The sequence below is a fragment of the Winogradskya humida genome, assembly GCF_016862215.1.
Taxonomy (GTDB): Bacteria; Actinomycetota; Actinomycetes; order Mycobacteriales; family Micromonosporaceae; genus Actinoplanes; species Actinoplanes humidus.
Genome location: NZ_BOMN01000113.1, coordinates 168327 through 182468, shown reverse-complemented (window position 1 = coordinate 182468; position 14142 = coordinate 168327). Strand labels below are relative to the sequence as shown.

The 14142-nt window shown below is 66.7% G+C and carries 16 protein-coding genes; 8 read left to right on the top strand and 8 right to left on the bottom strand.

Translation table 11 applies throughout. From position 1 onward, the window contains the following. Positions 1–522 precede the first annotated feature (522 nt). From Ahu01nite_RS39850 to Ahu01nite_RS39840, 3 genes are all read right to left on the bottom strand, one after another. Complete coding sequence (locus Ahu01nite_RS39850; protein ID WP_203841930.1) at positions 523–909, bottom strand: hypothetical protein; 387 nt, start codon at positions 907–909, stop codon at positions 523–525. A gap of 25 nt (positions 910–934) precedes the next feature. Continuing rightward, a complete protein-coding gene (locus tag Ahu01nite_RS39845) occupies positions 935–1126 on the bottom strand; it encodes a hypothetical protein (protein WP_203841929.1) in 192 nt (63 codons plus the stop codon). Between the two features lie 187 nt (positions 1127–1313). Next, on the bottom strand, positions 1314–2927 hold the full coding sequence (locus Ahu01nite_RS39840) for a methyl-accepting chemotaxis protein (RefSeq protein ID WP_203841928.1): 1614 nt from the start codon (positions 2925–2927) through the stop codon (positions 1314–1316). A 249-nt stretch (positions 2928–3176) separates the two neighbouring features. Here Ahu01nite_RS39840 and trpD point away from each other — a divergent pair, with 249 nt between their 5' ends. Further along, positions 3177–4190, top strand: coding sequence for an anthranilate phosphoribosyltransferase (gene trpD, locus Ahu01nite_RS39835; RefSeq protein ID WP_203841927.1), 1014 nt, complete (start codon positions 3177–3179; stop codon positions 4188–4190). Here trpD and Ahu01nite_RS50895 read toward each other — a convergent pair. Continuing rightward, on the bottom strand, positions 4180–4338 hold the full coding sequence (locus Ahu01nite_RS50895; RefSeq protein ID WP_239159506.1) for an SRPBCC domain-containing protein: 159 nt from the start codon (positions 4336–4338) through the stop codon (positions 4180–4182). The two genes, trpD and Ahu01nite_RS50895, sit on opposite strands and share 11 nt — an antisense overlap. Continuing rightward, positions 4335–4649: an SRPBCC domain-containing protein gene (locus tag Ahu01nite_RS39830; RefSeq protein ID WP_239159505.1), complete on the bottom strand. Its 315-nt coding sequence runs from the start codon at positions 4647–4649 to the stop codon at positions 4335–4337. Before Ahu01nite_RS39830 ends, Ahu01nite_RS50895 begins: the two co-directional genes overlap by 4 nt. Positions 4650–4771: 122 nt before the next feature. Between Ahu01nite_RS39830 and Ahu01nite_RS39825 the strand changes: the two genes are divergently transcribed. The 6 genes from Ahu01nite_RS39825 to Ahu01nite_RS39800 all read left to right on the top strand — a co-directional run bounded on the left by Ahu01nite_RS39825 (position 4772) and on the right by Ahu01nite_RS39800 (position 8792). Continuing rightward, positions 4772–5503, top strand: a complete 732-nt coding sequence (locus tag Ahu01nite_RS39825; RefSeq protein ID WP_203841926.1) for an SDR family NAD(P)-dependent oxidoreductase — start codon at positions 4772–4774, stop codon at positions 5501–5503. Between the two features lie 73 nt (positions 5504–5576). Continuing rightward, positions 5577–5975: a hypothetical protein gene (locus Ahu01nite_RS39820; protein ID WP_203841925.1), complete on the top strand. Its 399-nt coding sequence runs from the start codon at positions 5577–5579 to the stop codon at positions 5973–5975. A gap of 744 nt (positions 5976–6719) precedes the next feature. Further along, on the top strand, positions 6720–7376 hold the full coding sequence (locus Ahu01nite_RS39815; RefSeq protein WP_203841924.1) for a double zinc ribbon domain-containing protein: 657 nt from the start codon (positions 6720–6722) through the stop codon (positions 7374–7376). Between the two features lie 50 nt (positions 7377–7426). Beyond that, positions 7427–7981 carry a type II toxin-antitoxin system Phd/YefM family antitoxin gene (locus Ahu01nite_RS51550; RefSeq protein ID WP_275411817.1) on the top strand — a complete coding sequence of 185 codons (555 nt, stop codon included), beginning with the start codon at positions 7427–7429 and terminating at the stop codon, positions 7979–7981. Between the two features lie 6 nt (positions 7982–7987). Further along, on the top strand, positions 7988–8269 hold the full coding sequence (locus Ahu01nite_RS39805; RefSeq protein WP_203841922.1) for a type II toxin-antitoxin system RelE family toxin: 282 nt from the start codon (positions 7988–7990) through the stop codon (positions 8267–8269). Further along, on the top strand, positions 8259–8792 hold the full coding sequence (locus Ahu01nite_RS39800) for a hypothetical protein (RefSeq protein ID WP_203841921.1): 534 nt from the start codon (positions 8259–8261) through the stop codon (positions 8790–8792). The genes Ahu01nite_RS39805 and Ahu01nite_RS39800 overlap by 11 nt, the downstream gene beginning before the upstream one ends. On the opposite strand, the gene Ahu01nite_RS39795 is transcribed toward Ahu01nite_RS39800, so the two are convergent. Genes Ahu01nite_RS39795 through Ahu01nite_RS39785 form a run of 3 tightly spaced genes read right to left on the bottom strand, consistent with a single transcriptional unit; the run spans position 8785 to position 11675 of the window. Then, positions 8785–9666: a YihY/virulence factor BrkB family protein gene (locus Ahu01nite_RS39795; RefSeq protein WP_203841920.1), complete on the bottom strand. Its 882-nt coding sequence runs from the start codon at positions 9664–9666 to the stop codon at positions 8785–8787. The two genes, Ahu01nite_RS39800 and Ahu01nite_RS39795, sit on opposite strands and share 8 nt — an antisense overlap. After that, the gene (locus tag Ahu01nite_RS39790) at positions 9667–11046 is read right to left on the bottom strand and encodes a M14 family zinc carboxypeptidase (RefSeq protein WP_239159503.1); all 1380 of its coding nucleotides are present in this window, start codon (positions 11044–11046) and stop codon (positions 9667–9669) included. It lies immediately after the preceding gene. Positions 11047–11078: 32 nt separating this feature from the next. After that, positions 11079–11675 (bottom strand): TetR/AcrR family transcriptional regulator, encoded by a 597-nt coding sequence (locus Ahu01nite_RS39785; RefSeq protein ID WP_203841919.1) that lies wholly within the window; start codon positions 11673–11675, stop codon positions 11079–11081. 119 nt (positions 11676–11794) lie between these two features. Here Ahu01nite_RS39785 and Ahu01nite_RS39780 point away from each other — a divergent pair, with 119 nt between their 5' ends. After that, positions 11795–14125 (top strand): glycoside hydrolase family 2 TIM barrel-domain containing protein, encoded by a 2331-nt coding sequence (locus Ahu01nite_RS39780; RefSeq protein WP_203841918.1) that lies wholly within the window; start codon positions 11795–11797, stop codon positions 14123–14125. Positions 14126–14142: the final 17 nt, after the last annotated feature.

Sequence of the window (14142 nt, the reverse complement as noted above, 5' to 3'; positions counted from 1 at the left end):
TTGAGCGTGACCGCAGGCGTGCCGCCGGTGACCTGTTCGACTGGGGCCGGTTCACCAACCGCTGGCTGGTGAAATATGCCGCCGCCTACTAACCCACGAACACCGGACTTTCCGTCAAACCCGGGGCTTGACACGACAATCAACACGCGCACAGGAAAGCACTCCACCAAAGTCCACGACCGGTGGCGAGCCCGGCGGAAACGGACGCGACATGGGCGAAATGGTGGCTCTACGCGGACGAGCCGGACACAGGCAGGCATTCCCCCGTAACAGAGGAATCCTGCGCGCCTTCTTCGCGAGGCCCGCCCCTGCCATACTTCGCCTCGGCAATGGGCAGCAACCCTGCCGCGATCGAGCAACAAACCGATCTTCGACCACTATTCCGGCGACACGCTCTCATACCGCCGAGAGCGCGCGGCAGACCGCCGAGGTCCGTCACACCGGGTAAGCGTCGGCCTGGGCGCGGGCTGTGCGCTCATGCCGAGTTGAGTGCACTGTGCCACGGTGTTCTGGCCGCACTGGCTACCCTCTTTCGTAGCCGCATTCGTCGTGTACCCAACGGTCACAGAAGGCGGATCGGTCTTCCGGGGTGCCCATTTTCTCGAGCCATTCGGTTGCCGCCTGCTTCATGTGTCGAACAGCGGCGGCGTCCTGCTCCGGCGAGCCCCTACCGGGAGCGTCCATCTCGTCCGTAAGTGCTCCCCAGATCAGGTTGAGAGCAGTCGGGGTATCGGGAAGGAACTCACCCTTGGGTGTTGTGGCCATGGCGTTCATGGCCAGGCCCTGAAACTCGAGACCTGCCTCGTAGGTCGGCCAGCCATCGTCCGCATCGAGGACAGAGCGTGCCTGGTAAGTAGTAGCGGCCAGGAAGCCCTGAGGTCCACTCTCCGGATGCCATTCGTCGTCCACGCCGAACTACATTACGGAGGCGCACTCACATGCCGCGATCCGCGCGCCCGGCACGACGTGGTGGGTCGTCGCAACTGGCGCTGCTGCTGTACTCGCTAGGCTCGGCGTTGTAGTCGTTCACCAGCAGTGTTGCGATGACCGCCTGAATCCGCCGTTTGGTGCCGCGGCCTTTGAAGCTTCGAACCGGGTTGGCTGTCTCCAGCTTGATACTCACCATGCAACCCAGAGCACGGCCCCGTGCGTCGCATCGGTACAGCGGCGTGTCCCGGAATACGGGGATCGATGACGTGCCGAGCCGTGCGTATCCGTTCGAGATTCAGGCGCGTTCTGACCATGCCGGGTCATGCTGCCACGTTAGGTTGTGCACAATTAAATTGTGCACAACCTAACGTGGTGAACGGCTGTCAGACGCGGAAGGTGGTCACCAGGCTCTGCAGCTCGGTGGACATGCGCGCAAGCTCGCTCGCCGCCCGCTGCGTGTCGGCAACGCTCTCCGTGGTGAGGCGCGTGGCCGTGGCGAGGGTCTCGATGCCGGACGCGATCTGGTTGACGCCGCCGGCGGCCTCGGTGACGCCGCGGTTCATCTCGCCGGTGGTCGCGGTCTGCTCCTCGACGGCGGCGGCGATGGTGGTCTGGTAGTCGCTGATCCGGGCGATGATCTCGCTGATCTCACCGATGGCGGTGATCGCCGTGCCGGTGTCGGCCTGGATGGCGTTGACCCGGGCGCTGATGTCCTCGGTCGCCTTGGCGGTTTCCTGGGCGAGATCCTTGACCTCGGAGGCGACCACGGCGAAGCCCTTGCCGGCGTCACCGGCGCGGGCGGCCTCGATGGTGGCGTTGAGGGCGAGCAGGTTGGTCTGCTCGGCGATCGCGGTGATCAGCTTGATGACGTTGCCGATCTCCGCGGACGACGTGCCGAGCGCGGAGACCGTACGGTTCGTGGTCTCGGCCATGCTCACCGCCTGGGACGCGACCTCGGCGGCCTGGTTGGCGTTCTGGGCGATCTCGCGGATGGACGCGCCCATCTCCTCGGAGCCCGCGGAGACGGTGTCGACGTTGCGGCTGACCTCTTCGGCGGCCGCGGCGACGGTGTTGGCCTGAGCGCTGGAGTTCTCCGCGCTCTCGGCGATCTGCGAGCTGGTCGCGGACAGCTCCTCGGCCGCGGCGGCCAGCGAGGTCGACGCCGAACCCAGGGCCTGAACAGTCTGACGCATCGTGGCGATCGCGCTGTTGACCGACGTCGCCATCGTGCCGACCTCGTCCCTGCTGCTGACCGAGACCGTGCTGGTCAGGTCGCCGTTGACAACCTTCGCCAGGGCCTCGTTGACCTCGTCGAGGGGGCGCACGATCCGGCGTACGGTGAGGAAGCCGATCGCCGCGGCGATCAGGAAGCCGATCACCAGGCAGGCGATCATCAGGGTCCGGCTGCTGTGGTAAGCGTTGGTGTTCTGCTTGGCCATGGCCGCGCCGTTGGACGCCTCGAAGGCGTTGAGCGAGTCGAAGCCGGCGTTGATCTGGTCGATGACCGGCCCGGCATCATTGGTGTAACCGTTCACGAACGCGTCGTTGTCGTTCGCCGTGGCGGCCGGGGCCAGAGTGCTGTTAATGATCGTTTTCAGCGCGTTCAGGCCGTTGGTGACGTTGGTGAGCGGGTCCGTCTGGGCAGGGTCGACCCCGAGCCCCGCATAATCGCCGACACCGCTCGCGGCGAGGTCGCCGGCGGTGGTCGACTCCGTGACCAGCTTCTTGATGGTCGCGGCGTCGGTCGAGATGTACGCCTGGGTGATCAGCAGCAACTCGTCGTCGAACGAACCCTGAGCGCTCGCCAGCTGCTGCGACGGGACCAGGTTCTCCTCGACGATCGAGGTCGAGTTCTTGTCGGCGCTGCTCAGAGCGGTGAGCCCGGTCCCGGCGACGATGCCGCCGGCCAGCAACGCGGTGCCCAACGCGACGCTGATCTTCACGCCGACCTTGAGGTCGCCGAACCAGCCGGTCAGCCGGGGACGGGAATCTGTCATGGGGGACTACTCCTCCTGAGTTGTAAAAGCCTCCTCTCTTCGGCACTGCGGTGACTCCGGTTGAGTGATGCAACCGAATCGCACCGTCCGGGACTAGAGTGGCGCTGTGATCAAGCTGTCGACTGGTTGGTGGCCCGCCCCCTAGGCGGCCCCTGCTCGTTCGATCCCACCCCGGCCGCCTCGACGAGTCGGCCGTCGTCATGTGAGGCGCGCAGCCTCCATCGGGGCGCCCCCTGCCCGAGGACTCCCGTGACAACTGCCGCAACCCTCCTGAAAAGCCTGCTCAACGGTCGTGATCTCACCATCGCACAAGCACGGTGGGCGATGGGCCGGATCGTCGCGGGAGAGGCCACCGACGTTCAGACCGCAGCGCTGCTCACCGCCCTCCGGGCCAAGGGCGAGACCGCAACAGAGGTCGCCGGCTTCGTCGAGGCCTTACAGATCAGCTGCGTACGCGTAGACGTGCCGGGCGTCACCGCCGACCTCGCCGGAACCGGGGGCGACGGCACCGGCGCGATCAACATCTCCACCATGGCGGCGATCGTCGCAGCCGCCACCGGCGTGACAATGGTCAAGCACGGCGGCCGGGCCTCGTCGTCGACCACCGCGGGCGCTGCCGACCTGGTCGAGGAGCTGGGCGTGACGCTCACGCCCGAGGACCCCGCGCGGGTCGCCGCCGAAGCGGGGATCACGCTCCTCTTCGCGCCCCGGTACAACCCGGGACTGCGGCACGCGGCGGCCGTACGGCGCGAGCTCGGCGTGCCGACGGTCTTCAACGTCCTCGGACCGCTGATCAACCCGGCGATGCCGCGGTATCAGGTGGTCGGTGTGGCGGATGCCAGGATGGCACCGGTGATCGCGGGCGCGCTGGCTGCGGGCGGGCGTCGCGCGCTGGTCGTACGCGGGGATGACGGCCTGGACAAGCTCACCACGACCACCACCTCGAAGGTGTGGACCGTGCGGGACGGCTCGGTCAGAACCGCAGTGCTGGATCCGCGTGCTCTGGGACTCACACCCGCTACGCCTGCTCAGCTACGTGGGGGAGACGCCGCTGCGAACGCCCTCGTCCTACATGCGCTGCTCGCCGGTCAGCGAGGCCCGGTCCGGGATGTGGTCCTGCTCAACGCCGCCGCGGTGCTGGTCGCGGTCGCCGGGTCGGACGAGCCGCTGACCGACCAGTTCGCGGCCGCTGTCGCGCGCTGCGCGGAGGCCATCGACACCGGCGCAGCCCAGGCCACTCTCGAACGGTGGATCAGGAGCTAGATGAGGTCAGATGCTCGGCAAGGTTGGCCAGCGAGGAGTTCAACCCGGCAGCATGGTCGGCGGCGGAGATGCCGGCGGGAACGTTCTCGGCCCGGAACTCCACGAGCGTGCCGTGCTCTACCGCCGTGACCTCCCACGTCATCGTCATGGTGCCCGCCTGGCCGGGTCGTCGGAGACGAAGGTGACGGCCTGCACCACTCGGGCACCAGCAACGATATCCACGAACTCGGCCTCGACGATGTCCGTGTCCGCGGTGGTCTTGCCGTGCGCGGCCGAGGCGTCCGCATAGGTCAGCACGAGCCGATAGGACCCACCCGGATACGCGTCGAACCGCTCGAACCGCCCGCTCATGCCATCGGGCGGCAACCACCCCGTCAACGCCTCGGGATCGACCAGAGCCGCGTAGACCCGGTCGATCGGAGCCGCAATCACCCGGGAAGCCGCGTCAGTCCGAGCCATGACCCGATCCTAGGGTTCCACCGGGCCAAGCGTGGCTCGGTAGCGGGGCGGAAGTCATCCATCCCGCCATGCTACCTTTCTGTTCCGGTCCGACCGGAACTTAAATCTCTGGAGGTTGCATCATGGGAAAGACAGCCGTTGTCACCGGTGGCAGCAGCGGGATCGGCCTGGCCGCAGCGGTACGGCTGGCCGCCGACGGCGCGCACGTGTTCATCACCGGCCGCCGCAAAGCCGAACTCGACGCCGCCGTGGAAGCCATCGGCTCGGCAACCGCCGTCCAGGGCGACATCGCGAACCTCGACGACCTCGATCGCCTCTACGCCGCCGTCCACGAGCGTGGCCAGGGCCTCGACGTGCTGTTCGCGAACGCGGGCACCGCCGGCTTCGCCACCCTCGAACAGACCACCGAGGACCACCTCGACCGGATCTTCGCGGTCAACGTCCGAGGCACCCTGTTCACGGTCCAGAAGGCGCTACCCCTGCTCAACGACGGCGCCTCGATCATCCTGAACTCCTCGGTCCGCGCCGACGACGGCGTCGAGGCGTTCGGGGCGTACGCGGCGTCGAAGGCCGCCCTCCGGTCGTACACGCGGACCTGGGCCAATGAACTGAAGGGCCGCGGCATCCGGGTCAACGCGATCGCACCGGGCACGATCGACACCCCCGCCATCGCCGGCATGGTCGGCGAGGAACAGGCACCCGCCGTCATGGCCCAATTCGCCGCCGCCATCCCGCTCGGCCGCGTGGGCCGCGCGGACGAGGTCGCCTCCGTCGTCTCCTTCCTCGCCTCCGCCGACAGCAGCTTCATCCTCGGCACCAACCTCCACATCGACGGCGGCGAGAACCAGATCTGATCAGAACGCCCCATCGGTGGCATTGAACGACTCCGGGTACGGTACGTCGAAATCGTCTACAGAAGGTTCAACTATGGCCGATGGTGACGGCAGGCGATGGTTGCCCGGTGTCGCGGGGCTTCCCATGCCCCTCGTGGTCTTCCTTCTCGGATACCGGCTGCATGAGGAGAGCTGGTCCGAGGCGGTCAACCGGGAGGCGACAGCACCACTGCTGCTTCTGCCTCTGGCGGTGTATCTCAGGTACGCGGCCAGGACCGGGCCGGTCGTCCCGGCCCGGACAGCATTGCGATGGCTCGGCTCCGGGGCGCTGTTGTGCATCTCCGCGGTCGGGGTGGACCTGATATCCCTCCGATGGGTGGAAGCCATCCTGGACGGGATCGTCCTCGTCCTGGGTGCCTCCTTCCTCGGCGACGCCTTCCGGTCGCTGACACGCAACCGAGTTCACGCGCCTATCGGGGAATCACCGCGATGATGGCGGCGAGTGGAACGGCTGTGAAGCCGCGGGGGGCGAGGTGATCGTAGGTGTGGCTGCCGGGGATTTCCGTCAGAGGACCGGTGTACGGCTTGCCGGGCTGGCCCGCTGCGCCGAATGGTCCCCAGCAATTTTGGGTGGGAAAAATTGCTTGATCTCCGACCAGAGGAACGTGATAGATGACTGCGCCGAGCGGCCCCTTGTTCACGTCTTGCGGGCTGTAGAACGCCAGCAGTGCCCCGTCGGGACCCCATATCGGTCCATCCGGCCCCGTCTGCATGATGCCGGGGTCGGCGGGTGTTTCGGGGACGAGGACCCAAACACTGGCGCCGTCTGACACGGGTGGTCCGGCGAGGGTGCGAATTTCGGTGAGTGTGTATTTGTCGTAGCGGTATCCGTCCAGGGCGCTCTTGCCGGTCCGGGTTTGCCTACCGCTTGAATCATCCCTACCGCCTTGACTTGAGATCGCTGGCGGTCTGCAAAACCTGACCTCCGCTGTCACCCTGGCAGGCGGCTGTGGAGGAGTCCGTCTGCCAGCCGACAATTGACGAGAAATTCGGATGCGTTTCACCGAGCTGAAAACGGGCCGTCGAGGACAGCAGGCAGCGGACGTTGACCGTCACCCTGCGCGGCCTCGACGGTCGATCACCTGGGCCGCATCGACGAAGGGCGCGCCGATTTCGACGCTCGGTAGCACCTCAACGGCCCATTTTGATCGTTGTCAGGTAGCTGTACCGTCCAGGCATGGCCGGCATGATCGGGTTCACCGATAACTATCAGGACAGGTCGAACCGGGACGGGTTCCAGTTCGAGTTCTTCTGCGAGCGTTGTGGCAACGGATACACCTCGTCGTTCAAGCGGTCGGTGACCGGGTTCGGCGGGAAGCTGCTGCGGATGGGTGGTGAACTGGTCGGCGGTGAGTGGGGTTCGAAGATGTCGTCGATCGGGTACGACTCGGCGTTGTTCTCCGACGGGGTGCGCGGCCCGGCGTGGGACAAGGCGATGCGGGAGGCCGTCGAGGAGATCAGCCCGAGCTTCCACCAGTGTCACCGCTGCGGGCAGTGGGTGTGCGGGCCGGTCTGCTGGAACGGCGAGCGCGGTGTCTGCACGGACTGCGCGCCGAAGCTCGACCAGGAGATCGCCGGTATGCAGGCCGAGGCGCAGCGCCACCAGCTGCGGGAGAGCATCGCCCGAGTCGACTGGACGAACAACGTGCAGCATCAGCACGAGGTCACCGCGCGCTGCCCGTCGTGCAGCAACGAGACCGGCGGCGGGAAGTATTGCCAGCATTGCGGCACGCCACTGGCGGCGGCGCAGGAGGCTGCCCGGTTCTGCGGTCAGTGCGGCACGAAACTGAACCCGTCAGCCATGTTCTGCACCGGGTGCGGCACCACCACCTGATCCGGTCCGGTTCCTGACAGATTGCCTTCCGGCCGCAACCAAGCTTTTGCATGCATCGTTGGAATTTGGTGCAGCATCACGACGTAACTCTCCCGATAACCCGATCGAGTGTCGTTCAGATAGCTCCCAGGAATGAACTTACCGGTCGATTGACGACATCTCCCTGCGCTCCGCACACTGACAACAGGGAGGCCACGGTGCCGCAAGTCACATTGCATGCCCTCTGGAATCAGTTGTCCGAGTGGGTGCGACGCGTGCATGACACGGGGGAAGACATCGAGGTCGAGGTGGACGGCGAACCGGTCGTCGTCCTCGTCGACAAGGTCAAGTACGAGTCGATGGTCGAGAGCATCGAGGTGCTCTCCGACCCCAGGCTGCTCGGGATGATCGGTCAAGGCCTCAGCGACCTGCACGAATATTCCCTCGACCAGGTCGAGGAAATGGTCTACCAGCGAGCATTTCCGGTGGCGACGATGGCGCCGGGGTCGCCCTGGGAGCCGTTCGGCGAGAACACCGTGGGCGACAGGCTGAACCTGCCCGATGATCATCCGTCGGGGGAGATCCCCGCCCTCGGCAGTTATGACAGGCGAGGGTACGGGACCTGATCCTCGATGGCCTGGCGACGGCCCAAGCACACACCGCCGCCGTACCGGCTCACTTTCCGTAAGACCGCGGCGAAACAACTCGCCGCGGGCCTGGAACAACTGGTCGCGCTCAGCGCTCTGACCTACATCAAGACCGAGCTGGCCGACGATCCATACGGTCAGGGCCGGCAGCTGAAGCCGTACCCGCGTCTCTTCTCCGCCAGGAAGCGGCAGTTCCGGGTCATTTACGAGATCGACGACGCCGAACGATTGGTAACGGTCATAGCGGTGGACGACCGTGAGTCTTGACGGGATCGAATGGGGCGACGTCCCGGGATGGATCGAATCACTGGCGACCGGCGGCGCTTTCGCCGTCGTCGCGTGGACCCTGTTGATGCAGCTGCGTGACCGCCGGGGCGAACAGGCCGCCAAGGTGGACTTCCTGGTCTGGGCGGCGCCGCTCAGTGACGACGGATCCGGGTACGGGTTCCCGCAGCGGGCGACCGTCGGCGTCGCGGCCGTACGCTGGGATCAGATCATGGTCACGATCAGCAACGCGAGCTCGATGGCGATCAACGACGTGTTCCTGTATCTCCCGTTTCCGAACGCCCGGGTAGTGAGCCTCGGCAAGGTTCCCCCGGGTGACCACACGTTGCCGTTCGTGAGCCTGGATCGGCCGGCGCAGCCGGAGATGATCGAGCTGGCCCGGCTGGTGCCGATGATTCAGTTCATGGACAGCAACGCGCGGGTATGGCAGCGCACCGTACGCGGCGAGCTCGCCCACAAACGTCGCGGCCATCTCCGGGACGAGGGCCATCACGTGGCTAGGTAGGCCCGTCGTCGTCGTTGCCGGGGACGGCGAGATCTGATGGGCTCCCGGCCGTACTCGTCGCGGTGAGGGCCGCGGCGAACAGCACCAGCTGGTTCACCGCGTTGAGGAAGACGAGCAGTCCGACCGATCCGGCGACGAGCTGGTAGGTCGGGTTCGATTCGGTGGCCTGCACATACAGCCGGCCCAACGTTTTGAGCAGCTCCAAACCGACCGCCACGACGAGGGCAGGACCGATCAAACGGCGCCATGGCATGCGTACGCGTGGCAGCCCGGTCAATGCCCCACACGCCAGCGCCGTGTTCACGGCCAGCCCGACCACCAGCCCGACCCCGCTGAGCAGCCAGTGCGACGGCTCCGGATCGGTGTTCGCCACATCGACCGCCCGGTTGGCGACCGTGGTCGTCACATAGGCGATCGCCAGTGAGGCGGCGAGCAGCACCCCCAGCCCGGCCAGCACGAGCAGGTCGACGAGGATCCGGATGACGAGTTTGCCCGGGTATTCTGGCAGCTGCCAGATCCGGCGGATCGACGAGCGCAGCACGTCGACCCAGAACCAGGCGGTGATCGGCAGGCCGAAGAACGCGATGACGCCGACGGTTCCCCGGGCGTTGCGCAGCGACTGCACGTCCACCCGGGGCAGGTCCTCCGCGAGGTAACGCTGCACCGACCGCAGGACCGCCTGGTCGTCGAGGAAGAACCCGAACACCGCGAACCCGAGCAGGCCCAGCGCGAAAACGGCGAAAAACGCGTAGTAAGTGACCGCCGCGGCGAGCCGCCCACCGTCGGCCTCGTCGTAGCGCACGCCGGCGCGGATCAGGTGGTCGAGCCACCCGACCCGCCGCCGGAGCCGCCCCCAGGCGTCGGAGATCCGCATCTACAGAGTGTGGGCGAGGTGGGCCGCCGCGGCGATGGTCGCGGCGTACTGAACTGACACCAGCCGGCGGATTTCGATCGGTTCTAGCTCGCCTCCGGCCGTGTCCTCGGCCAGCCAATCGGCATACCGCTGCTCGATCTCGCTGAGCGCTGCGCGTACCGAATGACGCACATTGCCCACCGCGGCCTCGCCCTGCAAAGCCCGCAGCAGAATGCCGCCGTAGCGCAGTCGCCATTCGTGAACGTGGGATTCGAGGGAACTCGCCTCGGCAACCGTCGCCGGACGATCCGACGCGGGCAGTTCACTGCGCGTTCTGCGTCCCGCCGCGGCATCGCGCACCAGGCTTGCGAAGAACCGCGCGGCCCGCCAGAACGGGGAATCGGGTGCGAGCAACTGACCCTCGACAGCATCGACCGAGCGATTCAACAGCTCCGCCAATTCGCCCAATCCCGCTGCATTGGCCGCCAGAGCCTGTGCGTACGACACCCCGGCCGGACCTGTGTCATCAACGCGCGGATCCAGCCAGTACGGCAACTCGCTGACCAGCATCAACGCGCCCCATCGATCGGCGTACCAGGTGGTGCTGCCACCGCCCTCGAACCAGGGCGCGCCGTCGGCGATGGTCTTCTCGTACACCTTCTCCAGCGCCGCGGCCTCGTAGATCGCCTCGTCGAGCATATTCAGCCCGGCCGCCTCGGGCTCCCCGCGATCCAGGGGAATGCCGAGATGCTGCGGCACCTCTTTCAACACGGGATGCAGGGCAGGCTCCGCCCGATTCAACCAGTAGTACGCCCCGCCCAGCTCACTGTTGTGCAGCGAGGCCACCAACGCCGGACGGTGCTCGTCGATGAGCCGCATCAGCGCCTGCGTCTCCGGCATGGGCGCGTCGAAATACGCGGTCTGATGGTTGATCGGGAAATTCCACTCCACCTGATCACGCCCCGCCGGCCGGTAGAAATGCCGCGCATAGTTCGCCCGGGTGAACGGCCCCCGCAACCATCCCTCATTGAGCCGCAACCCGTCCGGATCGGCGCAGTCGACAATCCGCCACCGATGCCCGAGCCGTTCCCGCAGCACTTCGTCGGCACAGAGCCGCTCCGCCAGATGCAACGCGGTCAGCCCGCCGATCGGCTCATTGGGATGCGGCAACCCGAACGCGAGCGCCTCGGGCGCCTCCCCGGGCCGTTCCCCGGGCCGCCGATCGATACTCAGGCACCACAACGGGTCGCCCTGCCGCGACGACCCACACCGGTGCAGGGTCGCGATGTCCGGATACCGCTCGGCAATCGCCCGGAGCCCGGCATGCAACTCGTCCACCCCGGCAAACGCGTCATAATCCGGCACGGTGTCGAGCTCGGCGAGCAGCCAATCGGGAAGCATGACCATCATCTTGCGCAACGAGCGGCAGCCACCTATGTCCGGGGTGCCGGCAACAGGACAATCATGCTGGTACGCAGCGCCGTGCGCGGATCCAGCCCGGGGTCGAGCAGCCACTGCAGCTGGAGCCCGTCGAGCACCGCGAGGATCTGCTGGGCGGCCGGGCCAGGGTCGACGCCGCGATCGATGACGCCGCCGTCCTGCTCGGCGCGGATCCCCTCCTCGATCATCGTGCGGATGCGCTGGTAGCGGCCGCGGAAGAACGCGTGCGCCGGGTGGTCCTCGTCGGTGGCCTCCGCGGCGAAGATCGTGAAGAGCCGGGCGAGGCCGGGGGAGCGCAGGGAGTGCAGCAGCACCTCGTCCATGGTCTCGGTCACGCCCATCCCCGTGACGCCGACGCCGATGCCGTGGGCGATGTCGCGGCGGTCGCGTTCCTCGAGGACGGCGGTGAGCAGCGCCTCCCGGGAGCCGAAGTAGTGCAGCAGGCCCGGCCGGGTGATCCCGACCCGCTTGGCGATCTCGTCGAGGGTCGACTGCCGCAGCCCGCCCACGGCGAGCAGCTCGAGCGCCACCTCGATGATCTCCTGCTTACGAGCCACACCCTTCGCGTACGGGCCCCGCGTCGTCGTCACCCGATCAGCCTACCGAGGCCCACGAAAATTTACTCCGAGTAGGTATTGACGTGTTGCGACGACGATTCCTATGGTTACGGCGCTGTTAACGCTCACATCTGATTGAGCAGGAGCACCTCATGATCATCAATCGCCTGGCGGCCGGCGCCGCCCTCATCGCCGGCTTCCTGATCGCCCTTCCCACCGGCTCCGCTCTCGCCGCCGCCCCAGCTTCCGGCGCGGCCTCGACTTCCGGCACCGTCTCGACCTCTGGCGCCGCCCCGGCTTCCGGCCGTGCCCCGACTTTCGACGCGTCCTATCTCGGCGGTGTGTCCGGGGCGAAACCGGAGCGTACGGTCAACCTCGCCGGCACCTGGCAGTTCACCCCGCTCACCGACACCGTCTGCACCGGTGGTGGCCCCTTCGGCACCACCACCGGCCCTATGACCTGCGTGGACTCCACCGCGACGGCGAAGCCCACCACGATCCAGGTGCCCGGCGGCGGCTGGCTCAAGCAGGGCTGGACGAACCTCTCCCGCGCCGTCTACAGCCGCACGATCACCGTCCCGGACCTGCACGCACCCCAGGTCACCAAGCTTTCCTTCGGCGCGATCAACCACCGCGCGACGCTCTGGGTCGACGGTCGCGAAGTGGGCACGCAGACCACCTCGTACACGTCGTCGGTGTTCGACCTGAGCGACTTCGTGCGCCCAGGGCGTACCCATCAGATCAAGGTCTTGGTCGAAGGTCGTAAGGCTCTGGTCGGGCCTGACGGGCGCTACACCGTCGCGGAGGGCGCGTCGTGGTCCGATGACGTCGCGCAGGGCATCTTCCGCTCCGCCGGCCTGCAGGTCTTCCCGGCCGTGCACGTCGCCGACGCCGTCGTACGCACCTCCGTCCACGACCGCACCCTCAGTTACGACACCACGGTCACGAACAGCACTGCCAAGACCCAGACCATCACCCTCGGTGGGCGGCTGAGCTCGTGGAACGGCTCCCGCTGGGCCTACCCCACGCTTCCTGCCCGGAAGGTACGCGTCCCCGCGCGCTCAACCATCACCGTGAACTCCGGCCCGATCCGCTGGCTCGCCGGCACCAATTCCTATTGGTACCCCAACGTCCCCTACCGCCCCGGCTACCGAGCCCAACTGCACAACCTGACCCTGACAATCAACAACACGATGTCGTACGCCGTCCGCTTCGGATTCCGCGAGATCGAACAAGCGGGCGACCACTACGAACTGAACGGCGTGCGCGTCAACTTCCGCGGCGACAGCCTCCAGGGCGCCAACTACGACAACATCGACTTTCACGGCCGCGGCGACGCGTACGACACGTTCCCGGGTTTCCTGGCCGGCGGCTGGCCCAAAGCGGTCGACAACTACCTGCGCCTCAATTACAGCGGCGTGCGTATTCACCAGATCCCCGCCACCCCGTACATGCTCGACGTCACCGACGAACTCGGCCTGATGGTCCAGGACGAATCGGCGATCCGTGGCTCGAACAACCGCGAGAACTTCATCACCGGCCGCGACACTATGGTGAAACACGTCGCGGATCTGGTGCAGCGCGACCGTAACCACGCATCGGTCCTGCGCTGGAGCCAGGCGAACGAACCCCAGGTCGCGTTCTTCAACAACCCGGGCGCTGGCCCCGCATTCGACGAAACCCTCTACGCCACCGTCATGAAGCACGACACCACCCGCCCGATCAGCACCGACGGCGATTCCGCGGACCTGCCGCAGCACGACAACTACACGGTCTTCTGCCACTACGACGGTTTCTCGTTCGGCCAGTACACCGAGAGCGTCTGCGGCGGCCCCGCCGGAAAACCGCACGGCCAGGGCGAATTCATCTGGTCGGCGGACAGCACGCCACAGGGCATGACGTGGTTCGCCACGGCCACCATGCGGATGCGCGAACAGGGAGCATCGGACTCCCGGCCGTACACCATGCTGTCGGCCTGGTCCTCGATCATCCCGGGTGTGAAGCGCACGGACATGAGGCTGGAAATCAATTATCCGCAGGGCCCGTACCCGATCTACGGCGAGGACAACCTGCCCGACCCGTGGAAGAACCCGACGCTGAAACTGATCCAGCAGGCCTTCAACCCGGTCGCCGTCATCGACACCGGCTTCTGGAACGCGAACAAGATGTCGGACACCACCGGCCGCTGGCCGACCACCCCCTCGGTGATCCAGCCCGGCGCGACAACCCGAACCCTCAGCCTCTTCAACGACACCTTCACGGGTACGCAGCTGAACGTCACGTGGAAACTGACAGCTACCGGCCGCACCGTCGACCACGGCACGTTCAGTACCCGCATCGCCCTCGGCGCCCACAAACAGCAACCACTCACCTTCCACACCCCCGCCACGAACCAGCCGCTGCACCTCGAACTCGAAGTCAGCAAACCCGGCCAGGGCGTCCTCTACCGCGACACCACCACCGTCTACGCTGTCGCTTCCTAGAAAGTCGCGGAGGCCGC